Annotated in this window: 19 protein-coding genes; 10 read left to right on the top strand and 9 right to left on the bottom strand. The window is 54.2% G+C overall.

The genetic code is table 11. The annotated features are described in order from the left end of the window. Window positions 1–30 precede the first annotated feature (30 nt). Genes RAL91_RS10925 through RAL91_RS10915 form a run of 3 tightly spaced genes read right to left on the bottom strand, consistent with a single transcriptional unit; the run spans window position 31 to window position 3,577 of the window. Window positions 31–1,599 carry a sulfatase gene (locus tag RAL91_RS10925; RefSeq protein ID WP_306262163.1) on the bottom strand — a complete coding sequence of 523 codons (1,569 nt, stop codon included), beginning with the start codon at window positions 1,597–1,599 and terminating at the stop codon, window positions 31–33. Continuing rightward, window positions 1,596–3,101, bottom strand: a complete 1,506-nt coding sequence (locus RAL91_RS10920; protein ID WP_306262161.1) for a tripartite tricarboxylate transporter permease — start codon at window positions 3,099–3,101, stop codon at window positions 1,596–1,598. The genes RAL91_RS10925 and RAL91_RS10920 overlap by 4 nt, the downstream gene beginning before the upstream one ends. Continuing rightward, window positions 3,101–3,577: a tripartite tricarboxylate transporter TctB family protein gene (locus RAL91_RS10915; RefSeq protein ID WP_306262159.1), complete on the bottom strand. Its 477-nt coding sequence runs from the start codon at window positions 3,575–3,577 to the stop codon at window positions 3,101–3,103. The genes RAL91_RS10920 and RAL91_RS10915 overlap by 1 nt, the downstream gene beginning before the upstream one ends. Before the next feature lie 113 nt (window positions 3,578–3,690). Here RAL91_RS10915 and RAL91_RS10910 point away from each other — a divergent pair, with 113 nt between their 5' ends. The 3 genes from RAL91_RS10910 to RAL91_RS10900 all read left to right on the top strand — a co-directional run bounded on the left by RAL91_RS10910 (window position 3,691) and on the right by RAL91_RS10900 (window position 6,495). Next, window positions 3,691–4,617, top strand: coding sequence for a LysR family transcriptional regulator (locus RAL91_RS10910; RefSeq protein ID WP_306262157.1), 927 nt, complete (start codon window positions 3,691–3,693; stop codon window positions 4,615–4,617). A 142-nt stretch (window positions 4,618–4,759) separates the two neighbouring features. After that, complete coding sequence (locus tag RAL91_RS10905; protein WP_306262155.1) at window positions 4,760–5,971, top strand: PLP-dependent aminotransferase family protein; 1,212 nt, start codon at window positions 4,760–4,762, stop codon at window positions 5,969–5,971. Next, the gene (locus RAL91_RS10900; RefSeq protein ID WP_306262153.1) at window positions 5,968–6,495 is read left to right on the top strand and encodes a gamma-glutamylcyclotransferase family protein; all 528 of its coding nucleotides are present in this window, start codon (window positions 5,968–5,970) and stop codon (window positions 6,493–6,495) included. Before RAL91_RS10905 ends, RAL91_RS10900 begins: the two co-directional genes overlap by 4 nt. A gap of 8 nt (window positions 6,496–6,503) precedes the next feature. Here the strand turns inward: RAL91_RS10900 and RAL91_RS10895 are convergent, their stop codons facing one another. From RAL91_RS10895 to RAL91_RS10885, 3 genes are read right to left on the bottom strand one after another with little or no spacing between them, the layout of a single operon-like run. Continuing rightward, window positions 6,504–7,100: a TIGR00730 family Rossman fold protein gene (locus RAL91_RS10895; protein WP_306262151.1), complete on the bottom strand. Its 597-nt coding sequence runs from the start codon at window positions 7,098–7,100 to the stop codon at window positions 6,504–6,506. Beyond that, window positions 7,097–8,482, bottom strand: coding sequence for a dipeptidase (locus RAL91_RS10890; RefSeq protein WP_306262149.1), 1,386 nt, complete (start codon window positions 8,480–8,482; stop codon window positions 7,097–7,099). Before RAL91_RS10890 ends, RAL91_RS10895 begins: the two co-directional genes overlap by 4 nt. 19 nt (window positions 8,483–8,501) lie before the next feature. Next, entirely contained in the window at window positions 8,502–10,151 is a 1,650-nt protein-coding gene (locus RAL91_RS10885; protein WP_306262890.1) for a helicase HerA-like C-terminal domain-containing protein, read from the bottom strand. A gap of 231 nt (window positions 10,152–10,382) precedes the next feature. Between RAL91_RS10885 and RAL91_RS10880 the strand changes: the two genes are divergently transcribed. The 7 genes from RAL91_RS10880 to RAL91_RS10850 all read left to right on the top strand — a co-directional run bounded on the left by RAL91_RS10880 (window position 10,383) and on the right by RAL91_RS10850 (window position 17,468). Then, window positions 10,383–10,775 carry a DUF2267 domain-containing protein gene (locus RAL91_RS10880; protein WP_306262147.1) on the top strand — a complete coding sequence of 131 codons (393 nt, stop codon included), beginning with the start codon at window positions 10,383–10,385 and terminating at the stop codon, window positions 10,773–10,775. A gap of 62 nt (window positions 10,776–10,837) precedes the next feature. Then, a complete protein-coding gene (locus RAL91_RS10875; RefSeq protein WP_306262146.1) occupies window positions 10,838–11,248 on the top strand; it encodes a DUF4332 domain-containing protein in 411 nt (136 codons plus the stop codon). Window positions 11,249–11,445: 197 nt separating this feature from the next. Further along, window positions 11,446–13,200 carry a methylmalonyl-CoA mutase family protein gene (locus tag RAL91_RS10870; RefSeq protein WP_306262145.1) on the top strand — a complete coding sequence of 585 codons (1,755 nt, stop codon included), beginning with the start codon at window positions 11,446–11,448 and terminating at the stop codon, window positions 13,198–13,200. Beyond that, window positions 13,197–15,347 (top strand): methylmalonyl-CoA mutase, encoded by a 2,151-nt coding sequence (gene scpA / locus RAL91_RS10865; RefSeq protein ID WP_371932506.1) that lies wholly within the window; start codon window positions 13,197–13,199, stop codon window positions 15,345–15,347. Before RAL91_RS10870 ends, scpA begins: the two co-directional genes overlap by 4 nt. Before the next feature lie 16 nt (window positions 15,348–15,363). Continuing rightward, window positions 15,364–16,338: a methylmalonyl Co-A mutase-associated GTPase MeaB gene (gene meaB, locus RAL91_RS10860; protein WP_306262144.1), complete on the top strand. Its 975-nt coding sequence runs from the start codon at window positions 15,364–15,366 to the stop codon at window positions 16,336–16,338. A 33-nt stretch (window positions 16,339–16,371) separates the two neighbouring features. Then, window positions 16,372–16,602 (top strand): hypothetical protein, encoded by a 231-nt coding sequence (locus RAL91_RS10855; protein WP_306262142.1) that lies wholly within the window; start codon window positions 16,372–16,374, stop codon window positions 16,600–16,602. A gap of 134 nt (window positions 16,603–16,736) precedes the next feature. After that, window positions 16,737–17,468 (top strand): DUF3750 domain-containing protein, encoded by a 732-nt coding sequence (locus RAL91_RS10850; RefSeq protein WP_306262140.1) that lies wholly within the window; start codon window positions 16,737–16,739, stop codon window positions 17,466–17,468. On the opposite strand, the gene RAL91_RS10845 is transcribed toward RAL91_RS10850, so the two are convergent. The 3 genes from RAL91_RS10845 to hemA form a co-directional block, all read right to left on the bottom strand. Next, window positions 17,465–18,628 carry an aminotransferase gene (locus tag RAL91_RS10845; RefSeq protein WP_306262138.1) on the bottom strand — a complete coding sequence of 388 codons (1,164 nt, stop codon included), beginning with the start codon at window positions 18,626–18,628 and terminating at the stop codon, window positions 17,465–17,467. The genes RAL91_RS10850 and RAL91_RS10845 overlap by 4 nt on opposite strands. A 29-nt stretch (window positions 18,629–18,657) precedes the next feature. Next, the gene (locus RAL91_RS10840) at window positions 18,658–22,785 is read right to left on the bottom strand and encodes an AsmA family protein (RefSeq protein WP_306262136.1); all 4,128 of its coding nucleotides are present in this window, start codon (window positions 22,783–22,785) and stop codon (window positions 18,658–18,660) included. A 622-nt stretch (window positions 22,786–23,407) separates the two neighbouring features. Next, window positions 23,408–24,622 (bottom strand): 5-aminolevulinate synthase, encoded by a 1,215-nt coding sequence (hemA, locus tag RAL91_RS10835; RefSeq protein ID WP_306262134.1) that lies wholly within the window; start codon window positions 24,620–24,622, stop codon window positions 23,408–23,410. Window positions 24,623–24,629: the final 7 nt, after the last annotated feature.

The raw sequence follows: 24,629 nt of genomic DNA, 5'->3' as shown, positions 1-24,629 counted from the left end.
TTCTTCCTCCTTTTAAAACTGATTTTCCGATCAGGCCGAATAGACGGGTAAGGGCGATGTCTCTGTATGAGAGAGCATTTCGCGCAACATCTGTTCAGTCATGTCGGCACGTCTGGCCGCGGCTTGCGGCAGATTCCAAAGATTTTGAAGTTCATGCGGGTCTTCGTTCAGATTGTAGAACTCGCCCTTATCGAGACCGTCATAGATGGTCAGGCGCCAGCCATCCGACAGCAGCGTGCGGACCCTGCCCCGCACGCTGTGGCCAGCCAGATCAGACTGAACTTCATCTTCAATGAGAACGGCCTCCCGCGCGGCAATGTCGTTGCCCGCATGGTCCTTGAACGGTTTGCCCTGCATGCCGTTGAAAGGGGCAATTGAGGCCGTTTCCAGAATTGTGGCTGCCACATCAATTGCGCTGACTGGCGTTGAAATCACCTGGCTTTTTGTGGCTTTCGGATCGGCCCAGATCAAAGGGGTCCGGATCATGCCACGATAGTGATATGGCCCTTTGAACATCAGGCCATGCTCGCCCATCAGATCGCCATGGTCGGACAGGAATATGACAATCGTGTCCTCAGCCAACCCCAATGCGGTCAGCGCAGACATGATATCGCCCACCGCGTCGTCGATCATGGCAATCATGCCATATGTCAAAGCCAGTGCGGCACGCAGTTCCTGTTCGCTCACGGCAATGGCGGATGTTCCGGCTGGATTGGCGTCGCCATTTGCGCGAGATCGCGCAAGGCTTTGAACAAAGTCCGACCCCCGCTCGGCATAAAATGATTGCGGCAGTTCCACATCCTCAGGCTTGTACATATCCCAGTATTTGCCCGGCGGTGTGAAGGGGTGATGCGGATCACAAAAGCTGGCCCAGTGGAAAAACGGCGTTTCAGGCGTCTTGGCATAAGAGCGCAGACGCTCAATCGTCGCGTTCTGGATAAAACGGGTGGGATAAAGCTCTTCCGGCACGGCGGTGCGCCAGGCCTGTATGGTTTCCTGCCCTGCATCATCCAGAGCGTTTTCCGGCCCCCTCAAAGCATCGGGGTCACAGCCCTGATCGCGCAACCAGGCTGTGTAATGGCCATCAACGATATCACCGTGGCCAACAGCCAGATCAACCTCATCAAAACCATAATAGGGCAGTTGCAGCGCTCGGTCCGAATGATCGTGCCAGAACTGGCCCAACTCCTGATCATACTGGCCATTTGTGCAGCTACGCGCTTCCGGCTTTGTTGCGGCGTCCTGGCAATTTGTCATAGACGCAGGGTTTTGCGTCACGCACTGGAAATGTGGCTTGCCGCTCAGCGATGTGCGCCAGCCAGCCTGTCGCAGAGCCTCGGCGAAAGTCATGGAACCCAGATCCAGATTGAGCCCGTTGTGCCGCACGCCATGAACGGAAGGCATGCGGCCGGTTACCAGACTTGCGCGGTTTGGCATGCAAACGGGCGATGCCACATAAGCATTTTCATAGCGGGTGCCAAGCAATGCCAGACCATCAATATTCGGCGTTTGCAGAAGATTAGCGCCATAGCAGCCCAGATGATCAGCCCGTTGCTGATCGGTGCTTATCATCAGGAAATTGGGCCGCCGCGTGCTCATGCGTCACCCGTTTTGAGTTTATTGCTTTTGCGTTCCCCTCTTAAGGAAAACAGAATGATGCTAATGCTGACCACTAACAGACCAGCACTGATCGGATGCTCGATGAAGGTGGCCAGATCGCCGCGAGACAGAATAAGCGCACGCCGGAAGTTTTCCTCCAACAAGGGACCAAGAACAAATCCAAGCACCATGGGAGCCGGCTCCAGCCGAACCAGCTTCATGCCGTAGCCCAGCAAGCCGAAGAAAATCACCTGCAGAACGTCAAACTGGCTGTTGCCCACAGTGAAAACGCCAACACAGATCAACATGATGATGACCGGATAAAGAAAACGATACGGGATGATCAGCAACCGCACCCACAGGCCAATCAGTGGCAGATTGAGGATCAACAGCATCAGATTGCCGATGACGAAGCTTGCCACCAACCCCCAGAACAAATCCGGATGATCGGTAATGACCGTCGGTCCCGGCTGGATACCGTGAATGATCAGCGCACTCATCATGAGTGCCATCACCGCATCGCCCGGTACACCCAGGGTCAGCGTCGGAATGAAGGCCGATTGTGCAGCAGCATTATTAGCCGCTTCTGGCGCTACGATTCCCGGCACATGCCCGGTACCGAACTTCTCCGGTGTACGCGATATGCGTTTTTCAAATCCGTAAGACACAAAGGAGGCAATTGACGCGCCCGTACCGGGTAAGATTCCCAAGATGGCTCCGATGACGCCGCCGCGAACTATCGGCCCCGGTGATTGACGCAAATCCTCGCGTGTCGGAATCAAATCCCGCAGCGGTATTTTGCGGGTCGTGGTCGTGTTGCGGCTGGCGCCTGACAGATTGCTCATGATTTCAGCCACACCAAACAGACCCATGGCCATGGCGATGATGCTGAACCCGTCAGCCAGTTCCAATATGCCTGCGGTCAGGCGGAAAGTGCCGCTGGTGACGTCCGATCCGACCAACCCCAGCATGAGACCAACCACGACCATGGCAAGGCCACGCATAATGCCGTGCTGCGCCAGAGAAGCCGCAGCCACCAACCCCAAGATCATCAATGCAAAGTATTCTGATGCGCCAAAACTGAGGGCCAGTCGCGCGGCCAAAGGCGCTATGGTGAACAGCAGCAGAATGGCAAACATGCTGCCGAAGAAAGAGGCCATAGTGGTGAGGAAAATTGCAGGCCCTGCCCGGTTGGCCTGTGTCATTGGATACCCATCCAGACAAATGACCGCAGAGGATGGCGTTCCCGGCAAATTCAGCAATATGGACGAGATTGAACCGCCATATTGCGCGCCGTAATAAATGCCCGCCAACATGATCAATCCAACATCCGGCGTGACGTAGAATGTTACCGGCAACAGCATGGAAATGGTGGCCATGGCGCCGATGCCGGGCAGCACCCCCATCATCATTCCCAAAAACACGCCGAAGAAACAATACATCAGCTTTGTAAGCGTCAGGGCAGATGAAAACCCGGAAATGACATTGTCGAAAACGTCCATCAGAATGCCACCAATTGCACTGGAATGCCCAGTCCATACACAAACACAAGTGCCGCAAAGCCGGTGACGAGCGCGGCAATAATGCACAATTCAATCAGGCTGTTTTTGGGATCTGCCAACCCGGCCAGCACAGCTCCGGCAAACAGAGCTGGCGCAAATCCGGCCACTTTAATCAGGAACGCAAATGCCAGAATGCCGCCAAGAGGAAACAGCAAAGCCCGGCCATGTGATGCTAGGCCTGGCTGCCGGGCTTCTTTTTTGTCCACATCCGGTTGAGCTTTTTCGAAAAACATCGCAGCGGCAATCACGCAAAGCGCAAGGCCCAGAAGCATTGGAAAATAGCCAGATCCCATACGGCGCAAAGTTCCGATTTCGTAGGATAGCGCGCTGACCGCGATAACGCAGCCAAGGACGAACAGACAGATCGCCGTCAGACGGCCAATGCTCAACCAGTCAGGCAAATAAGTTCGTTGCAACGATTATCCTCCCCTTTATCGCAGCGCCGCTTTGTCACAGCCTGAAAAGGATAGGACTTCCCCTGATGAAAGAAAAATGAATAAATGGACAAAAGCGATGAGGAAAAGTAATAATGAAAATCGGCTCAATCCGAATGCTTCGGCACTTCGTGGCAGCGTGCCAGAACGAAACCATTCACAAGGCCGCCAAAACACAATTCCTGTCACAATCAGCATTGACCAAAAGCATTCGGCAGTTGGAGAGCAATCTGGGGGTGCAGCTTCTGCTGCGCACATCAAAGGGCGTGACGCCAACAATTTTTGGCAAAGCACTTTACGATCGCGCCAGACGTGTGGAGGTGGAATGCGATCTGATTGAAAAAGAGCTCGCCGAAATGGCTAGCGGCCATGGTGGTCAATTGAGAATTGGTGCAGGTTCTGTCTGGTCTTCCATGATGCTCCCGCGCGTGCTTGCGCGCCTTTATACAGAACGCCCTGGCGCAGAGTTTACGGTATTGAGGAGCTCCGGGGGGCGGTTTGCTGAGCAATTTGAGAATGACGAGATCGACATCGGGGTCGGTGCCTTTGATGCCTTTATCGACTACGCTGAACCCAACTCAGCCGATTTTGTGTGCGAACCGCTTTGCGAAATCAGCACTTCGTTCTTTGCCCACAAAGACCACCCCCTGCACCAAAAGGCAGAGGCCTTGCCAGAAGAAGCCAGCACCTATCCCTATGCCGCCTTCCGGCTTGACCGAGAATTGCGAAACCGGGTTGGGCGCTACTTTGCAAGCCGGGGGTTAACGCAGCCACACACTGCATTGGTGTCCGACTCCATTTCGGGCGTGATGGAAATCCTGAAAGTCTCGCCCATGATCACATGCCTGCCCACCCCGCTGGGTGACATCGCAAATGCCTTTGATGTTAAGGCGATCTGCATGCAAGACAGCCCCTGGATCATCAAAACCGGAATCATGCATCGCAAAGCCGGCCTTGGATATCAATTGCTGGAGGATTTGGTTGAAGAATTGCGGACGGAAAGCGCCGCCTTTCCGCAATAGTTGCTGGCACGCGCAAACTTCAGACCCACAATACCCAAAAGAGCGCATTTGAATAAAGAGTCAAATTTATGTCAGTAATATTGACATAAATTACCAAATATGCGCTTTTCTTTTTCCAAAATTATCCAAAGGGAATGTGGAAATGGACTGGGAGAACCTACTGGCGGCAAGATCGAAGCGGATGAATGCCTCGGAAATCCGCGAATTGCTGAAATTGCTGGACCAGCCAGATATCATTTCTTTTGCAGGTGGCATCCCTGATCCGGCGCTGTTTCCGGCGGAGGCTTTCCAAACCGCATTTACCAATATTCTGTCTGGAAAACGCCAGGAACAGGCTCTGCAATATTCCATCTCCGAGGGTCATGTGCCTTTGCGGCAATGGATTGTGGAGCATATGGCTGGGTTTGGCATTCCGTGTTCCATTGATAATATTCTGATCACATCCGGCTCCCAGCAGGCACTGGATTATCTGGGGAAACTGTTTCTGTCGCCGAATGATACGGCACTGGTGACATGGCCGACCTATCTTGGTGCGCTGGGCGCTTTCAATGCCTATGAGCCAGCCTATGACCGCCTCTTGTCTGCGAGTAATCGTCTGCCAGCGGACTATCGGGATACTGCGTACGCCAAGGGCGGTGCCGTCAAATTTGCGTATTGCTCGGTTGATTTTGCCAACCCCACCGGGGAAACACTGGATCAATCTGCGCGGCAGGATATCTTGCGGCTGGCAGAGGATCTGGACATCGCTGTCATCGAAGATGCAGCTTATCAATCACTGCGTTATGACGGGGAAGCACTGGCGCCCATCCTCGCGCTGGAAATCGAACAGCGCGGCACCATTGAAGACTGCCGCACGGTCTATTGCGGAAGTTTTTCCAAAACACTTGCGCCCGGACTGCGGGTTGGCTGGGTCTGTGCCGCAAAACCCATTATTTCCAAGCTGGTGCTCATCAAACAATCTTCTGATCTGCATACGCCGACCCTAAATCAAATGGCCATTGCAGATGTGGCCACCGCCTGCTTTGACGCGCAGGTGGACAAGGTAAAAGCTGTATATGTTGCACGGCGAGACTGTATGCTGCAGGCATTGGAGAGGCTTATGCCAGAGGGGGTGACGTGGACACGGCCGGAAGGCGGCATGTTTATCTGGCTAACCCTTCCCCGACATCTGGACAGCACTCAATTGCTTGCAAAAGCCATAGAAACACAGAAGCTGGCCTTCGTACCTGGAAAGGCGTTCTTTGCAGATGGGTCCGGCACGAACACGCTGCGCCTGAATTTCACCCGGACCGATGAGACGATTATCAATGAGGGAATCAAGCGACTTGGCCTTGTGCTAGAAGCAACTGTATGACGCATTATATCTTTTCCTATGGCTCAAACCTGTTGCTTGCGCGATTGAAAGCGCGGGTGCCTTCTGCCAGATTTGTGACCAAAGGGGCTCTGCCCTGCCATGAACTGCGTTGGCACAAACTGAGCGAAGACAAATCAGGTAAATGCGACGCATTCCACACAGGTAATCCTGCGGATTATTTGTGGGGTGGCATTTTCGAAATCGCTGCACGGGACAAGCATCTACTGGATAAAGCAGAAGGTCTGGGCACCGGCTATGATGAAAAGCACATGGATATCCAATGCGTGGCCTCAAACGGTCAGGCAGATATTGTGCGGGCTAGTCTATATACCGCACTGATAACTGATCCTTCTGCCATTCCCTATAGCTGGTACAAGGCGTTTGTCGTTGCGGGCGCGCATGACTGCGATCTTCCCCAGGATCATATTGAACAATTGCTGGCAACGCCATCTGCGCAAGATCCGGATAAACAGCGCGAAGCCCTCAACCGCTCTTTGCTCCCGGACAGATTTAGAGACTTCTAATTCATCTCTTAAATTTCAGCGCGCTCGACCCATTTCTGTAGTTCTGGCGCATCGTAGTTCACAAAAGCCGTCAGGATTTCATCGGCATTATCACTGAAAATTGCCATATCTCGGTGTCCCTTGCGGACAAAACCTTGTTCCGATTGATGATCCAGAAACGCACCGAGCGGATCGTAAAAGCTAGAAACATTCATGAATGCCAAAGGTTTATCATGATGGCCCAATTGCGCCCATGTCCAGATTTCAAAAATTTCTTCCAGCGTGCCGACGCCACCGGGCAAGGCGATGAACCCATCTGACAAATCCGCCATCAGAGCCTTGCGCTCATGCATTGAGGAGACTTCGAGCAGTTCCGTCAGACCTTTGTGCGCGATTTCCTTCTCCACCAAAGCACGCGGCATGACGCCGATGACATGGCCGCCGGCCTTCAGCGCAGCATCTGCTACCGCGCCCATCAGGCCAACTTCAGCGCCGCCATAAACCAGCTTGTACCCATGCGCCACGATGCTCTTGCCAAGGCCAATTGCCGCTTCCAGATAGGCCGGGTCATTGCCGGGGTTTGAGCCGCAAAACACGCAAATGGTTTTCAATTTTTTAGAACTCATTTAGCCAATGCCTCCATGACTCTCGCCCATGAGCGAATGCCCTTGTGGAAACTGGTCAAATTGTATTTTTCATTCGGACTGTGAATGCTGTCATTGTCCAGACCAAACCCGATCAGCAGAGTATCCATGCCCAAAACGCGTTGAAACTCGCCAACAATGGGTATTGAACCACCCATGCCCATCAGGACAGCCTGTTTCTGCCACTCATCCGTCAGGGCCTGCTGGGCCTTTACGATTTCAGGCATATCAAGTGGCAGACTGAATGCGCGATCATTGCCGTAGCCGATAAACTCGACCGTGCAATCCTCCGGCAGTTTCTCCTGCACATAGGTGCGGAAAGCTGCCTGGATGGTCTTTGGGTCCTGATCACCGACAAGACGGAAGGAAACTTTGGCTGATGCCTTTGAAGCAATTACGGTTTTGGCACCGGCACCGGTGTAGCCGCCGATGATGCCGTTGACATCGCATGTGGGCCGCGACCAGAGCTGCTGCAGTGCCGAATATGCGGTCTCGCCCGCTGGTTTTGAAAGACCAACCGCGCCCAGAAAGGCATCAGCATCAAAATTGAGCGCATCCCAACTCTCTGCAATGTCAGGTGCCAGTTCCGAAACCCCGTCATAAAAGCCCGGCAATGTGATGCGGCCATCATCGTCATGAAGGTCGGCCAGGATTTTTGACAGAACCCGAATTGGATTTTGAGCAGCACCGCCATAAAGGCCGGAATGCAAATCACGGCTGGCAGCGGTGACTATCACCTCTTCATAAACCATGCCGCGCAGCATCGTGTCGATAGCCGGGGTTTCCGCATCATACATATTGGTGTCGCAAACCAACGCCATATCTGCTCTTAGTTCATCAGCATTTGCCTTCAAAAAAGCATCAAGGCTCGGACTGCCGGATTCCTCTTCCCCTTCAAACAACATGGTGACGCGCAGCGGCAATGTACCGTGTTCGGCCAGATAGGCGCGGCAGGCTTCCAAGAAGGTCAGCAATTGCCCCTTATCGTCAGCAGCGCCACGGGCAAAGACCTGCTTTGTGCCATTGACCTCGCGAAACTCCGGCTCAAATGGGGGCGTGTCCCACAGATCAACCGGATCGACCGGCTGCACATCGTAATGACCGTAAAACAGCACATGCGGTGTCTGATCACCGGCCTCATGATTGTGCGCGATGACCATGGGATGACCCGGCGTATCGCGGCGCGATGCGTCAAACCCGATCTCCGTCAATTGTGTCACCAGCCAGTCAGCGGCCTTAATGCAGTCCTGCGCATAAGCCGGGTCGGTTGAAATGGAAGGGACGCGCAACAGATCGAACCAACGTTCTATGCTTTTGTCCAAATCAGCATCAATGCGGTCCAGAACCGCGTTAATTTTGGCCATGTTATTAATTTCCTGAACTCTAGAAACCGCGTTTGATGGAACCCAGAATGCCGCGCACGAGCGCGCGGCCAAGCTGGGTACTGACCGAGCGCACCACTGACTTCATGGCAGCCTCTGTGACCGTCTGGCGGTTGCTTGAGCGGCGGCGCGTGGTGCTTTTGCTGCGTGAGCGCTTGGTCGGTCGATCATCGCGTGAGGTGCGGCGGCGGCGACTTGACGTTTTGCGACGACCATCATCATCGTCATCGTCATCATCATCAAAGTCCGGCAAGGTAAAGCCAGTACGCGAGCGGCGCATTCTGCCGGTTTCCTCACGTTCTTCATCTTCGTGTTCGCGCTGCTTCTCTTCCTTTTTCAAAAGATCAGCTGCGCGTTTTTTCAGCACTTCATAAGCGGATTCCCGGTCCACCCTTTCATCGTACTGACCAAGGACGGGGCTTCCTTGCATGATCTTCTTGCGCTCCTGCGGCGAAATAGGTGCCATGCGGGAAGACGGAGGACGGACCAAAGTACGTTCCACAATGGAGGGAACACCCTTTTTCATGAGCGTCGAGACCAGTGCTTCACCCACTCCCAGATTGGTGATGACCTCAAAGGCATCAAACTCAGGATTAGGACGGAATGTATCAGCCGCTGTTTTCACCGCCTTGCGCTCACGTGGCGTGTAAGCGCGCAAGGCGTGCTGCACCCGATTGCCCAATTGAGCCAGCACACTGTCAGGAACATCGAGCGGGTTTTGCGTAACAAAGAACACGCCGACGCCTTTGGAGCGAATGAGCTTGACCACCTGCTCCACTTTTTCCAACAGGATTTTTGGCGCTTCGTCGAACAACAGATGTGCTTCGTCGAAGAAAAATACCAAGCGTGGTTTGTCAGGATTGCCGACCTCCGGCAATTGCTCGAACAATTCGGACAAGAGCCATAAAAGGAAAGTGGCGTAGAGGCGCGGTGACATCATCAATTTGTCAGCAGCCAGAATGTTGACCATGCCGCGCCCATCAGGAGCGGTGCGCATAATGTCGGTGATCGCGAGGGCTGGCTCGCCGAAGAAGTTTTCCGCCCCCTGCTGCTCCAGCACCAGCAACTGGCGTTGAATGGCACCAACCGATGCTCTGCTGACATTGCCATATGAGCCGGAGATTTCCTGTGCCCGTTCTGCCAGATTGGACAGCAGCGAGCGCAGGTCTTTCATGTCCAGCAACAGCAGGCCTTCTTCATCGGCAATCTTGAAAGCGATGTTAAGGACGCCTTCCTGTGTTGCGTTCAATTCCATCAACCGTGACAGCAGCAGCGGGCCCATGTCTGAAATGGTAGTGCGAATCGGATGTCCCTGCTCACCGAACAGATCCCAGAATATGGTGGGGAAAGCCTCATAATTGTAATCATCTGCAAATCCGATTGTGTCTGCACGGGCTTCCAGAAAGTCCTTGCTTTCGCCCGCCATGGCCAGGCCGGAAAGGTCTCCCTTTACATCGGCGCAAAACACCGGAACACCCGCCCGTGAGAAGCCTTCTGTCAGAATTTGCAGACTGACAGTTTTACCTGTACCGGTCGCACCCGTGATCAATCCATGCCGATTGGCCAGCTTTAACTGCAGATATTCCGGCTTGTTGATGCTGTCATCCGGGTGACGACTTGTCCCGAGATAGACTTGGCCCTCTTGATACATATGCGGCTCTCCGAATTGTCCTAGCATGGGCTACGCCCAAAGATGTTGTTTCTGACATAGACACCCAAGCGCCTCAATGTCCAATCTTGTCGCCCTATGAACAAAAGCTGTTTTCACCTGAACTACTCAGCGAAAGCCCTTGTCATCGCGCTGATTCTGTTGCCAAATAGTGCCACATTTTTCAGGTTCACTCCCGAACAGAGAAAATCAGAGTTTTGACCAAAGGTTGATATGCACGATCTCATTGCCAGAATTGCCGCCAAGGCGGGCATCAGCGAAAGTATAGCGCAACAGGCCGTTGCGATTATCCTCAGTTTCCTTGCAAAAGAAGGACCCGATTCTCAGGTCGGCAAATTGCTGGACTCCATTCCTGGTGCCAGAGCAATGGTCGAAGCCAGAAATGATGGCGACAGTGGTGATAGTGGAGGTGGATTGCTGGGCGGACTGCTCGGCGGCGCTGGCGGCATGATGGGCGCTTTTGGTGAACTGAAAGGGCTGGGCCTTGAAATGGGCGAAGTCCAGACCGTGGCCAAGGAAACTCTGGACTATTCCAAAGAACAGGCCGGCGAAGAAACAGTTGACGAAATCATCAAGTCAGTCCCCGGGCTGAGCCAACTCATCTGAATTCAGACTTACTCAGGCCGATGGGGCGATTCCAATTCGGCACACTACCAAGGGAGAATAGCATGTCATCTTATTCCATCATCGACATTGAAGGCATTGGGCCAACCTACGCCGCCAAGTTACAGGGTATTGGTATACGCACCACGAAAGCCCTTCTGGACCGCGCGAAGGACCCAAAAGGCCGCAAAGCTGTGGCGGAAGAAGCTGGCCTTGATACATCTCAAATTCTGAAATGGGCCAACATGTGTGATCTGATGCGGATCAAGGGTGTTGCCGAGGAATATTCCGAATTGCTGGAAGCTGCAGGCGTCGACACCGTGAAGGAATTGCGTAACCGTAATGTGGCCAATCTGGCTGCAAAAATGGCTGAAGTGAATGCCGCGAAGAAGCTTGTAAGGCTGGTGCCCAGCGAAAAGTCTGTTGAAAAATGGGTTGCGCAGGCCAAGACCCTGCCAACGACCATGACTTACTGATTATCGGATCAGATCAAGATAAGGCGTCGCTGTTGCGGCGCCTTTTTTGTTTGCGGGCTTCTTGCTTGCTGTTTGGATACAATCGATTTGCCTGGGTACCGCATCTCATATCCTACGATAGCAGGGCTTGCTCCGTCGGTTGGGCACACCTATTGTGCCGTTGCTAACTCCAACATCCGATAGTTTCAGAGCACATAATGGCGAAGGCAGAATTCTCTCTGCAAGAGATGATTGAGGCGGCACCGCAGGGCCGCGAATGGTTGGATGGTCTCAGCAAATCGCTTGGCCAGACAGGCCATAAGGATGTGCTGGAAAAACTAAGCGCAGTGACGGATGACGGGCTGGTGATAGCTCCGATCTATCCTCTCACCCACCCTCATAAACAAACCGTCACACTGGCAGCCAGAGCTGACAAAGCCTGGAAAACGCTGACACGGATAGACCATCCTTCGGCAATTGAGGCGAATGCGCAATTACTGCATGATCTGGAACAGGGTGCTGATGGCGCATTGCTTGTGCTGGCGGGGTCCAACTCGGCTCATGGGTTTGGGATTGATCTGCCGGACCTGTCTTCTTTCAAAGCGCTCTTTGGCAATATTTTTGTGGATGCGACCAGCATCCGGTTTGACGGTATGAGCGCGGCCCAATGTGATCTCTGGACGGAATTTTGTAGCGCGCGCGGCTACGATCACAATGCTCTGAATATCAGCATCAATGGGCAGGGCACCAAAGACCTGAAGGGCGTATCTGCAAACCTCATCGCGGATGCATCCAAATGGCATAATAAAGGTGCCACAGCGGCACAGGAACTGGGACTGGCACTGGCCGAAACCGTTTCTGTCATCCGCGAATTATGCGCCGGTGGGACCGACATAAACCCCGCTTCAAAGCGATTGAGTGTGACATTAAGCAGTGATGCTGATCAGTTTGAAAGCATGGCCAAATTTCGCGCCATGCGCCTGCTCTGGCGCAAATTGTTGCAAACGATGAATGCTGACGAAACCCCGCTGTCGCTTCACGCCACAACCAGCTGGCGCATGATGGGTCGACGCGACCCATGGACGAATGTGTTACGCACAACCATGGCAACTTTTGCAGCCGGTCTGGGGGGCGCGGATAGTATCAGCGTATTGCCACATACGCAGGCTTTGGGTTTGCCGGATGTGTTTTCAAGGAGAGTTGCACGCAATATCAGTCTGATTTTGCAGGAAGAAAGTCATCTCGGCAAAATTGTGGACCCGGCATCCGGAGCCGGTGTCTATGATGCGTTGACTGTGTCGCTTGCCGAAGCAGCCTGGGTCAATTTTCAAACCATTGAGGCGCAGGGTGGCTTCACGGCAGCCATTGAAAATGGTTCGGTTCAACAGATGATCAGCGCCAGCCGACAGGCTTACATGAAAGATATAGCAACACGCAAAACCGTTTCGCTTGGGAACAGCCACTTCGCCCAACTTGATGCGCCTGAGGTCAGTACGTTGATCACCCGTCCGCTTGAACCTGAAGATCAGGATGAGAGTTTTGGCGATTTGCGCGATGGCATTCTGTTTGAGCGGTTGGCCGACCGGGCACAAAACCTATCAGTTCTAAGCCAGCCAGCGGTGTTGCTGTTATGCCTTGGCAATAGAAAGGCCTGGAAAGCGCGATCGGATTTCGCGACTGATTTGTTTGCCGCTTCTGGTCTGGCAGTTGAAAATCAGGAAATCGGTGCTGACGCAAAAGTTGACAAACTGGATACCGAACGCACGCCGGTTATTTGTCTGTGCGGTGCCGATGCAGATTATGATGCAAACGCCGAGGCCTTGGTTGCAAGCCTGAGAGAAGCAGGCGCACGACATATCCTGCTGGCGGGCCGTAGCGACCTTTCCGGGTTGGATGATATGATCTTCATTGGCTGTGATGCTCATGCGGTGCTGGACAGAGTTTTGCTGGCACTGGAAGGATCAAAATCATGACCTTTCCTGATTTCACCCAAATCCCTTTCAGCATTCCCGATGCACCTGAAGCGTCGCAAGATGGCACATGGACCACGCCCGAAGGCATCGCGATTTCAGCCATTAACGGGCCAGCAAAGCTGACGGGTCTCACTCATCTGGATGGCTGGCCGGGGTCGCCGCCATATTTGCGTGGCCCCTACCCCACCATGTATGTGCAGCGCCCCTGGACCATTCGCCAATATGCCGGGTTCTCGACCGCCCAGGAGAGCAATGCTTTCTACCGACGCAATCTGGCTGCAGGACAAAAGGGCCTCTCTATTGCCTTCGATCTTGCAACCCATCGCGGCTATGACAGCGACCACCCGCGTGTGACAGGTGATGTCGGCATGGCTGGCGTTGCCATCGATTCCATTCTTGATATGGAGCAATTATTCGATGGTATTCCGCTGGATCAGATGTCGGTTTCCATGACCATGAATGGCGCTGTTCTGCCCATTCTGGCGCTTTATGTTGTTGCTGCGGAAGAACAGGGCGTCGCCCAGAAAGACCTGACCGGAACCATTCAGAACGATATTCTGAAAGAGTTCATGGTGCGCAATACCTACATTTATCCGCCCCTGCCTTCCATGCGCATCATTTCAGACATCTTCTCCTATACCAGCCAGCACATGCCGAAATTCAACTCCATTTCGATTTCCGGCTATCACATGCAAGAAGCTGGCGCGACCGCAGATCTGGAATTGGCCTACACGTTGGCCGACGGGCTGGAATATATCAAAGCGGGCATCAAGTCAGGCATGGATGTGGATGTGTTCGCACCACGGCTTTCCTTTTTCTGGGCTGTTGGCATGAATTTCTTCATGGAGGTGGCAAAATTGCGCGCTGCCCGATTGCTGTGGGCGCAATTGCTGGAGGAGCGGTTTCAACCACAAAATCCCAAATCATTGGCTCTGCGAACCCATTGTCAGACATCCGGCTGGTCCCTGACCGCACAGGATGTGTTCAATAATGTGACACGGACCTGCATCGAAGCCATGGCCGCGACCCAAGGCCACACCCAATCTTTGCACACCAATTCACTGGATGAAGCTCTGGCACTCCCGACTGATTTTTCGGCGCGCATTGCACGCAACACGCAGCTATTTCTACAGATGGAAAGTGGCACGACACGGACCATTGATCCGTGGGGCGGGTCATACTTTGTTGAAAAACTCACCCATGATCTGGCCGAAAAGGCGCTGGCGCATATCCGAGAGATTGACGGGATGGGCGGCATGGCAAAAGCCATTGAGCAGGGCCTGCCGAAAATGCGTATTGAGGAAGCTGCTGCCAGAACACAGGCGCGCATTGATGGCGGTCGACAAATTCTTGTAGGTGTCAATAAATACCGCCCGGAAAGCGACCCGCCGATTGATGTTCTGAAAGTGGACAATAAATCTGTACGTGATCAGCAGCTTGAAAAGCTGAAACGCTTGCGTGGCAACCGGAATGAGACAGCAACACAGGCCGCTCTGGGCAAGCTTGCCGCTGATGCTGCGGGAACCGGCAATTTGTTGGCAGCCTGCATTGAGGCGGCCCGCGCACGCGCCACAGTTGGAGAAATGTCTGATGCCATGGAAAAAACCTTTGGACGTCACCGGGCAGATGTCAAAACCATATCCGGTGTCTACCGGCAGGAGGTCGGCAATATGAATGAGCAGGTCCGCACCGTGCTGGAGATGACCAGACAGTTTGAACGCAATGATGGTCGCCGCCCTCGTATTCTCATCGCCAAGGTGGGACAGGACGGGCACGACCGGGGGCAGAAAGTCATCGCATCTGCTTTTGCTGATCTTGGTTTTGATGTGGATGTTGGTCCCCTGTTTGCCACACCTGATGAAGCCGCCCGCCAGGCGGTTGAAAATGATGTTCACATGATCGGTGTTTCATCTCTGGCCGCCGGACATTTGTCACTTGTACCGGCCGTGCGCGAGGCGCTGCAGCAAGCGGGGCGAGAAGACATTATGGTGATTGTCGGCGGTGTGATTCCACCGCAGGATTTTGATGCACTCTATGCCGCAGGTGCCAGTGCGATATTCCCGCCGGGTACAATCATTGCGGAAGCCGCAGAGAAGCTTCTGGTCGATCTCAGTGCAAAACTGGGCTATGGCAGCACCCGACCATAAGTGGCATATTAGCCCGATGACCGATATTTCAACTCTTGAGCGCGGTATTCTGGACGGTCACCGGCCTTTGCTGGCGCGCGCCATTACACTGGTGGAATCAAAGCGACGCGATCATCGCAAGACTGCGCGCGAATTGCTGGATCGGCTTTCAGACAATACAGGCCACGCCATAAGGGTGGGCATTACCGGAGTGCCCGGTGTTGGAAAATCCACAACCATTGAAGCCCTTGGCAATCGCCTGACCGATGCAGGACACAAGGTTGCTGTTCTGACGGTGGACCCCTCCTCCAGCAGAACCGGCGGCTCCATTCTTGGTGACAAGACCCGCATGCACACACTTGCGGCCAATCCAGATGCGTTTATACGCCCCTCTCCCGCAGCAGGCACCTTGGGCGGAGTGGCTGCAAAAACACGGGAAACAATGCTGCTGTGCGAGGCTGCCGGCTTTGATGTGATCCTTGTGGAAACCGTCGGAATTGGTCAGTCAGAAATCACGGTCGCCGGCATGGTGGACTTCTTTATGGTCCTGATGCTGCCCGGTGCCGGCGATGATTTGCAGGGCCTGAAAAAAGGCGTTCTGGAAATCGCCGACATGATTACGGTCAACAAGGCGGATGGCGACAACAAGCTGGCCGCAGAACGGGCAGCGTCAGAGTACCGAAACGCCCTGCATATTCTCTCGCCCCAAAGTCCCACATGGTCACCACCCGTGCTGACCCATTCCGGTCTCAAGGATGACGGGGTTGATGCTTTGTGGGAGCAGGTTCTGTTGTTCCAGACCCGCATGACTGCGTCCGGGGAATGGCAGCAACGCCGCGAAGAACAACGGATTGGCTGGATGTGGTCGATGTTCGACACCAGATTGAAAAACACCCTTGAGGATCGTCCGGAGTTGCAAAGTCTGGCGCAAGATCTGGAAGCCGAAGTGAGGTCAGGGAGACTTCAACCAGGAAGCGCTGCTGAGCGGCTGTTTGACGCCTTGTTCGATTGATAAAATCGAGATTGGACTATGGAGAAGCGCCCAATGACCCAAAAACCAAAACGCCTTCCGTTGCCGGTACGTCGGCAAATGAACCTGATGGATGCAGCCTGTAAAAGGCTCCGAGCGTTGAATGATACGTATCATCTTGGCAACAATTATTGCCTCGTTGTTTTGCTCGAAAAGCTGGATGATCTTGTCAGCAAGGATAAACTGGATGCGGCCTATCGGGAATTCATCGATGAATACGGAGCGCCGTCCGCGAAAATGCCGTAACAACCAAATTGCACGACTGTGGCCCCATACCCGACGGGTGTTCTTGCCTTACCTTCAAATCGGCACAATTAGCTCTCACTGTTTCCATCCATTGAGGCCAACATCTGAAAAATAGTCCTATGCTGAGAGCTTTGTTGAAATCGACAAAATACCTGTCGCTGGTGTTTGTGTTCCTGTTTTTGCTGCCGTTGGGTGTCCACGCGGCCGTGTTTTGGTCCAAGGGCTGGGAGAAAAGCTGGCGCAGTGCTGATTGGTCCAGCTCCGGCATTCTAAGTGGAACTGCCACCACATCTGAGCCAACAATTTCGGTCTATGCCGCCCGTACTGGCAGATGGAAAGGCATATTCGCCGTCCATAGCTGGATCCTGGTGAAGGATCGCAATTCGCGATCCTGGGATCGGTATGAAGTTGTTGGCTGGGGAACGCCAATCCGCAAGAACGCTTACGCGCCAGACGCGCGCTGGTATGGAAACGAGCCGATGCTGGTTGGCAGCGTCAGTGGTGAGCTGGCCGAAACCCTGATCCCGAAAGTAAGAGCGTCGGTGGACCGCTATCCTTATCGTGCGCGCGGTGATTACCACATCTGGCCAGGACCAAATTCCAATACATTCGTAGCAACGGTCCTTCGTGAAGTTCCGGAACTGGGCCTGAGCCTTCCGCCCACTGCCGTGGGTAAGGATTACCTTGCTGATGGCGGGTGGTTCAGCACCGACGGAGATGGTGTCAAATTTTCTGCCAATGGTATTTTCGGGTTTTCACTTGGTGGTCCCGAAGGCTTCGAGATCAACATTTTAGGCCTTGTTGCAGGATTTGACTGGCAACACCCGGCGCTCAAATTACCCGGCTTTGGCCGTATTGGGGCCTAAGCCCCGAGCCATTTGGCGAGGCGCTCGATCGCATCATCGAGCACGCTATCCTGCTTGCAGAAGCAAAATCTTAAAAACTTTTGCGGCGGTTCAACGCCTTTGTAAAAGGCGGAGACCGGCACTGTGGCGACACCTGCATCACGGACCATTGCCTGACAGGCCTCCACATCCGTGTTTCCGATTGGCAGCGCAGAAAAATCGGCATTCAGGAAATAGGCGGCCTGGCAGGTGCCGACCTTGAAATTCAGCGCACTTAAACCGGCGGCCAGCCGATCCCGTTTTGCAGCAAGCTCGGATTTGATGCCGTCAAAATAGCTATCCGGTAATTCCAGCCCCTTGGCGACCGCCACTTGCAGATGCGGCGGTGTTGTGAATGTTGTAAACTGGTGCGCTTTGGTAATCGGTTCGATCATATGAGCAGCGCCTGTAACGGTCCCCACCTTCCAGCCGGTCATGGAGAACGTTTTCCCAGCCGAGCCAATTGCAACAGATCGCGCCTGTGCTTTCGGCAGGGACAGAACGGAGATATGAGGCTGCCCGTCGAAAGTCAGGTGCTCATAGACTTCATCAGCAACAATAAAAACATCATGCGCTTCACAAAGTTCGACAATCAATTCCAGTTCTGACCGGGAAAACATCTTGCCGGCAGGGTTCATTGGATTGTTCAGCAGCAACAGTTTGGTGTTGTCAGAAAAGGCGTTCTGCAAGGCTTCAATGGGCAACACCCAATCGGGAGGGTCAAGGCGGACCAGTTTGATGATGCCGCCTGCCCGCTCCACCAACGGCGCATAACAATCATAGAGCGGCTCCAGAAGAATGACCTCATCGCCCGGATTAATGAGACCGTTGATGCAATCCGACAGAGCTTCCGTTGCGCCTGATGTGATGACAACCTGACTTTGCCAATCAATTTGCACGTTGTGGAACCGCGCATAGGCATTTGCAACGGCCTGCCGAAGGGCCGGAATACCTGGCATGGGCGGGTATTGATTTGGCCGCTTCAAAAGAGCCTCTGCCGCATATTTTCGCAAGCTGAGCGGACCATCAACATCGGGGAAACCCTGCCCCAGATTGACAGCATTGTGCTGCTGAGCAAGGCGGCTCATTACCTCAAATATTGTTGTTGGAATGCCGGAGTAGATGGTGTTCTTTGGCGGCATGGCCTTGATACCCTGATTGAGTTCAGACCCTATTGGCCGAAAATACCGCGCAACAGACCGCCAATGGGATTGTTTGATGGCCCTTGTGGGTTTCCACTTCCCGGCAACACTTCCTGGGTTGGTGCCCGTCCCTGATTGAGCAAATCAATCGGGCCGCCATTGTTATTTGCTGGCGCAGCTTGCCGCGTGGTGGCGGCCGGGGCTGTGTTGTTTGTGGGCGCAGTATTCTGGTTGCCTGAGACGATAGCGCGTCCGCCGGTAAGGCGGCGTGCTTCCGCAGGCGTCATGAAGCGCGGTGCTGCGTTTGCCGGAGCGGATGTGCGGACCAAAGACCCTCTTGGATCAGGACGCGGTATCGGTACACCACTTGTGTTGGCTGGTTGCCCTGTTTGAGATTGGGTTTGAGGCTGAATGCCGCCCTGCTGCTGACTACCGCCACCAATAAGACGTCCAATCAACTCGGCGCCCTGCCCAATGGCTGCATCCCTGTCTATCCCACCGTCCCTGACAATCTGACCGACATCAATGCCGGTCCTGTCACGCACCTGATCACGCAACGCATCACCATCATCGCTCAGCGCGGCCAGACCACCGCCAAACTGACGCAGTTGCTGAAGAGCTGCATCGGGATTTTCAAGAATACCGGCAATATCGGGATAAATACGGGGTTCGGCAAACGAGCCTTCCACAACAATGGGAACGCCAAGTCCTGCAAAGTCCTGCGACCCACCCTGGCCCTGCAGTGAAGCGACAACTTTTGGATCAAACCGCATTTCCAACCGCTTTGCCGGCAGGTCAATTGTTCCAGCCCCCGTTGCGCGAACGAGTGGACCAATCATTTTGATATCTCTGGTGCGACCGAGGCCATTTGCAAATTGGAAAGAGCCGGAAAACTCACTGAAATCTGTCTTTTCCTGTTCGTTTGTCTGCCAGCCCAGCAATGTTCGCGCGGACAGGGTGCGCACCATTTGAGGAATGTTGACCCCACGGATGGCCCCGTTTGAGAAAATCATCCGGGCTTCGCCATCCAGGCCCGATACAAGACCCAATTCGCTGCGGCCCTGGGTGGTCAGCGCAAGACTGTAATCTGCTGTGCCCTCCAAACGGGTGAATTGTGCAGCGTCACGCAGGAACGGATAGGCATCGAGTGAGGAGAGATCAAAATTGATCGCCATTGAGGGCGTGTCACCGGATGCATTAATCTCCAGCCGACCTGCACCCCTGCCGCCATACAGCTGCATTTCGGTCAGATCAGCGGTTAATACACCGTCTGTAACCGACACCACCATATTGGTGTTACCAGTTCGAATATCGTCCAGAATAATCTCGTTGGCACTGATTGTCAGATTGGCATTCATGCTGTTGAGGCCAGACAGATCAATAGTGGCATTGCTCCAACCGGCATCCGCCGCGCCTTCGATACCCGGCAGATTGCTGCGATTGGGTGCAGATGCAGATCTGCCGGATGACCCGCCAGACGCATAAGGTGTCAGGTCCAGTTGTTGCAAGGCGAGCCGTGCTTCAAGCCTCGGCTTGCCCGACAAGGAAATAACACCATTGCCAGTTCCCTGTGTGCCATCCAACAAAATCCGGGCATTGTCAAAATTGACCGCACCCGGGCTGAAAGACAATTCGCCAGTGTAGCTGAAAGGCCCAAGACCACCGCCATCACCAACGGGTTGATTCAGCCAAGAAAGCAAACCGCGCAAGGATCGCGTTTCAACCGTGATGTCGCCATCAAAGTCCCCAGTCTGGGTGAATGTGCCATCAACACCTGCCGACACTCTGCTGGAATTGATCCCAAACTGTGCAGGACCCATGCCGTTGGACAACATTTGACCGGCAGCAAATTGACCGCTCATTTCGAAGCGTTCATCGCGCCATTCAGCCTGTCCCAGCAAACCAATAGGCGTATCCAGCGTGTTGATGGTTATGTTGGCCGTGATGTTGTCAATTGTATCTGCACGCTCTTCGCCAAGTGCAAGACCAATGCCGGTTTGTGTCACAGACCCGCTGCGTAATCCAAGTGTACCCCTGGCATTCAGGCTGGACATGATTTGCTCGGGATCTGCGCCCTGCGAGGCAAATTGCAGATCTACAATCAAGGAGCCGTTCACCCTTGGCTGGCCTTCGCCAACCAGCCCGGCTGCGGACATCAAAGTGCCAACATCCACGCCCTGGGAGACCAACTCACCAGACAGTGCCGGCACCAATTGAGACAGGTCAACCCGCAATGAACCTTGAAGGGTCTCCTCTCCGACCATAACCGCAAATTCCGAAATTTCTGCAGCCTCCGGAGAGGCAGCGATATCTGCGGAAAGACGAATGCTGCCGAGACCTTTTGTCTCCTCCGGCAATTGAGTTCCCAACCAGGCTGCCAAAGCGGGAACAGAGGGAATATCGGAAATAAACTGACCACCAAAGGCTGGTCCAAGACCAAAATCCACGGTGCCGCCCAAAGAAGCGTCGGCTACGCCGCCATCCAAGCTGACCTCCAGCGCAGACCGCTCGCCCAATATCGCTGACCGCGGCTCATCAAGTCGGGTAGTCAGAGCGAAGTCCTCTCCCTGATAGGCAAAGGCTGATTCAATAAGCAAAGGGACGTCAAGCGATGTGAGGGCTGTATCCACTGTGATCCCGCTGATAAGATGGTCAGTCCCATCGCGCATATCCTGATATCGCACGGAGCCATCGCGGATGGTTACGGCATCGATTTGCAGGCGTTCAAGAGCCAGCAGAACACTTCCCGCATCGTCAACAACCGCATCATCAGCGTTGATAGTGCTCCTTAAATCCGCGGAGGGGGTGTTGTCCGTGGCATTGTTTTGCTGCCAGCTTGCGCGGCCGTTCTGATCGACAATGAGATCAATTTCCGGCCCGATCAGAGTTGCTTCATCAAGGCGTACATTGCCTGTGAAAATGGCAGCCAGATTGATGCCAAACCGGACTGTTTGCGCGCGCACGGCGCTGGTTTCACCATCAGCGGAAATCCTCACGTCGCTGGCGCTGAAACGCGGTGACGGGAAAACACCAACCGAAATTGGTCCCTCTATGGCCAGCTGCCAGCCAGTGGCCTGTTCAACCTGTCTGGACACTTCGCGCGCAATTGTCTGGCTGGGTAGAAAGAATGGTAACACAAACACAACCAGCAGGAACAAGCCGACAGTGCCGCCGCCAACATAGGCGACTTGTCGCATCCATGGAGACTTGAAGAGTGGCTTACCGGGCTCGCGAGGCTTACGTGGCCTTTTGCCCTTGCTTTTTTTTGCAGGGGGCACGTTTGATGCGAGCATGGCAGATGTCGCATTCGGATCAGGCGTATTTGCCCCCGAGACAGCGGCTCCCTGCGTTTCCAGGGCAGGCGCAATCGGCACGTGGGTGCGGTTCTCTGCGCCCTGCCCAATCTCAAACGATGGTACAAATGGCTCTGCGGGAACGGATTGTGCCTGAACTGCTTCAACAGTTGGCTCTAAATAGTGGTCTGCAGGCGACGCTGTGTCTGGAACATGGACGTAATTTGGTTCGGCAGGTGCATTCGGCTGCGGTGCAATAGGTTGCGGCACAAAAGGCTCTGAACCCGCAGGCTCGGAAAAATTCGGTTCAGGAGCATATGACTGTGGAGGTTCTGGATACGTCGGCATCGCCTCTGGCACAACGGGCGGCGGCGCAAAATCTCGGGGCGCAGCGGTCTGGGTAGCCACATTCCTGGGGGCCACATTACGGGGCGGTGCCACATATTGCCGGTCAGTCGGTGGTGGCCCTGGTGTGTATGCCGGTGCGGGGGTCCGTAAATCCTGTGGTGCACCTCGTGGTGGCTCTGGCGCTCTCAAGGGCTGAGGGGGCCTTACAGGCTCTGTAACTCGCGCAGTTTCTTGGGTGCGCAGAGGTTCTCGGGTGCGCAGAGGTTCCCGGGCGCGCAACGGTGGTTCTGGTGCGCGCGCAGGCTCTTGCGCTCGCACAGGCTCTGGTCGCGCTGCAGGGACCGGTCGCACACCTATTCCGCGTTCAATCTCGAATTGCGCATCCACCTGCGGGTCGTCTGAGGCCTGCCGTGGATCATCATGAATTGGCGGCCCAGGAACCGATGAGGGCGATGAACGAGCGCGCAAAGATGCCGCAAAGTCCTGTGGTGTCGACCCGAAAGGACCATCAGCCACAGATGGTAACCCCTGTCTTGCCTGGTCCTGTCTTGCCTGGTCCTGTCTTGCCTGGTCCTGTCTTGCCTGGTCCTGTCTTGCCTGGTCCTGTCTTGCCTGGTCCTGTCTTGCCTGGTCACGCGGAGTAGCGGACGGAGAAGCTGGCCTCTGAGGTGCCGCAGGTTGCGATGGCGGCACAGCTCGACCAGTCCGGTCCGCTGGCCGGTCGGCGGAATGCTGACTGCCAGTCCGGTTCTCCGGCGAAGGTTTATTTCCGTCTGTCGGGTCGTCGTTCGACACTAAATGTTCCGCTTTTTCAAATGATTGCAAATCATAGTTTGATCAACACCATTTACCATTTTTGCAGACTACACTGGATAATTAATAAGGCAATTCAGTGCCGCCCGTAAAGCCTTACAAATCGTGCTAACTGAGGCCTATTTGGTGGAATTCGATGCAAAAACAGTGAATTCTCGTCTCGCTTCGTCTGAATGTAAGGCAGATCGGTTTGGAAGACACATCAAAAACGCTGAGCCGATTCTCTCAAGCCTCTGCAAAAGCTGATCAAAATACTGCCGCTATCGGTGGTAGAACGTAACTGGTTCTTGGTGCTGCTCAGATGGCTTCCAAAAGCCCTGGCCGCTTAAGCTACAGCTCGTGACAAGGCGCATTGCGACCAAAGATCAGACAACGCTCCGACCAATCTGTCCATGTCGTCATCGCTGTGGAGTGGTGTGGGCGTGAAGCGCAGCCGCTCGGTGCCTTCAGGAACTGTCGGATAATTGATAGGCTGGACATAAATCCCGTAATTGTCGAGCAGCAGATCACTGATCCATTTGCATTTACTGGCATTGCCGACCATCACCGGAACAATGTGGCTGGGATTGGAAATATGAGGAATGCCTTTGGCATCGAGCCTGGCACGCAATGCTGCAACACGCTCCTGATGTTGGACGCGCTCTTCGTTGCTGTTTTTCAGATATTGGATGCTGGCAACAGCACCGGCTGCCAATGCCGGCGGAATAGCCGTTGTGAAAATAAACCCCGAGGCAAAACTGCGGACAAAATCGCACAGCTCGTTCGAGCCGGTGATGTAACCACCCATCACGCCATAGGCCTTGCCAAGCGTGCCTTCGATGACAGTCAGGCGCTCCATCAGACCCTCGCGTTCCGCAATCCCACCACCGCGTGGCCCGTACAGGCCAACAGCGTGGACCTCATCCAGATAGGTCATGGCACCGAACTCATCTGCAACGTCACATAGCTCCTTGATCGGTGCGATGTCCCCATCCATGGAATAGACTGATTCAAATGCCAACAGTTTGGGAGCGGCAGGATCATCTGCTGCCAGCTTGCGGCGCAAATCATCCGGGCAGTTATGTTTGAAAACACGTTTTTCAGCACGACTGTGGCGAATGCCCTCAATCATTGAGGCGTGGTTCAGCGCATCTGAATAAACAATGCAGCCAGGCAGCTTTGACGCCAGTGTCCCCAGAGCGGCCCAATTGGACACATAGCCTGAGGTGAAAATCAGCGCCGATTCCTTGCGGTGTAAATCCGCCAATTCGCGTTCCAGCAAAACATGGTGATGGTTTGTGCCGGATATATTGCGCGTTCCGCCAGCGCCAGCGCCGCATTTGGCGATAACATCCGTCATGGCGCTGATGACCTGTGGATTCTGGCCCATTCCAAGATAGTCGTTGGAACACCAGACCGTGACTTCATCGGTGCCGTCCGCACGATAGCGGGTCGCTTTGGGAAAGCCACCACTGTGGCGCTCCAACTCTGCAAACACGCGGTAATTGCCGTCTTCCCGCAATTTATCGAGTTGTTCTTTAAACAGCGCGTTGTAATCCATCAGGAAC

Source organism: Pararhizobium sp. IMCC21322 (assembly GCF_030758295.1).
GTDB lineage: Bacteria > Pseudomonadota > Alphaproteobacteria > Rhizobiales.
Note: the sequence above shows the minus strand (reverse complement) of the source record. Positions and strands in the feature narration are given on the sequence as shown.

What these genes read in the sequence shown, in the direction of transcription:
- RAL91_RS10925 (WP_306262163.1), bottom strand. Translation starts at nt 1,599, where the DNA reads ATGAGCACGCGGCGGCCCAATTTCCTGATGATAAGCACCGATCAGCAA.
- RAL91_RS10920 (WP_306262161.1), bottom strand. Translation starts at nt 3,101, where the DNA reads ATGGACGTTTTCGACAATGTCATTTCCGGGTTTTCATCTGCCCTGACG.
- RAL91_RS10910 (WP_306262157.1), top strand. Translation starts at nt 3,691, where the DNA reads ATGAAAATCGGCTCAATCCGAATGCTTCGGCACTTCGTGGCAGCGTGC.
- RAL91_RS10905 (WP_306262155.1), top strand. Translation starts at nt 4,760, where the DNA reads ATGGACTGGGAGAACCTACTGGCGGCAAGATCGAAGCGGATGAATGCC.
- RAL91_RS10900 (WP_306262153.1), top strand. Translation starts at nt 5,968, where the DNA reads ATGACGCATTATATCTTTTCCTATGGCTCAAACCTGTTGCTTGCGCGA.
- RAL91_RS10895 (WP_306262151.1), bottom strand. Translation starts at nt 7,100, where the DNA reads ATGAGTTCTAAAAAATTGAAAACCATTTGCGTGTTTTGCGGCTCAAAC.
- RAL91_RS10890 (WP_306262149.1), bottom strand. Translation starts at nt 8,482, where the DNA reads ATGGCCAAAATTAACGCGGTTCTGGACCGCATTGATGCTGATTTGGAC.
- RAL91_RS10885 (WP_306262890.1), bottom strand. Translation starts at nt 10,151, where the DNA reads ATGTATCAAGAGGGCCAAGTCTATCTCGGGACAAGTCGTCACCCGGAT.
- RAL91_RS10880 (WP_306262147.1), top strand. Translation starts at nt 10,383, where the DNA reads ATGCACGATCTCATTGCCAGAATTGCCGCCAAGGCGGGCATCAGCGAA.
- RAL91_RS10875 (WP_306262146.1), top strand. Translation starts at nt 10,838, where the DNA reads ATGTCATCTTATTCCATCATCGACATTGAAGGCATTGGGCCAACCTAC.
- RAL91_RS10870 (WP_306262145.1), top strand. Translation starts at nt 11,446, where the DNA reads ATGGCGAAGGCAGAATTCTCTCTGCAAGAGATGATTGAGGCGGCACCG.
- scpA (WP_371932506.1), top strand. Translation starts at nt 13,197, where the DNA reads ATGACCTTTCCTGATTTCACCCAAATCCCTTTCAGCATTCCCGATGCA.
- meaB (WP_306262144.1), top strand. Translation starts at nt 15,364, where the DNA reads ATGACCGATATTTCAACTCTTGAGCGCGGTATTCTGGACGGTCACCGG.
- RAL91_RS10855 (WP_306262142.1), top strand. Translation starts at nt 16,372, where the DNA reads ATGACCCAAAAACCAAAACGCCTTCCGTTGCCGGTACGTCGGCAAATG.
- RAL91_RS10845 (WP_306262138.1), bottom strand. Translation starts at nt 18,628, where the DNA reads ATGCCGCCAAAGAACACCATCTACTCCGGCATTCCAACAACAATATTT.
- hemA (WP_306262134.1), bottom strand. Translation starts at nt 24,622, where the DNA reads ATGGATTACAACGCGCTGTTTAAAGAACAACTCGATAAATTGCGGGAA.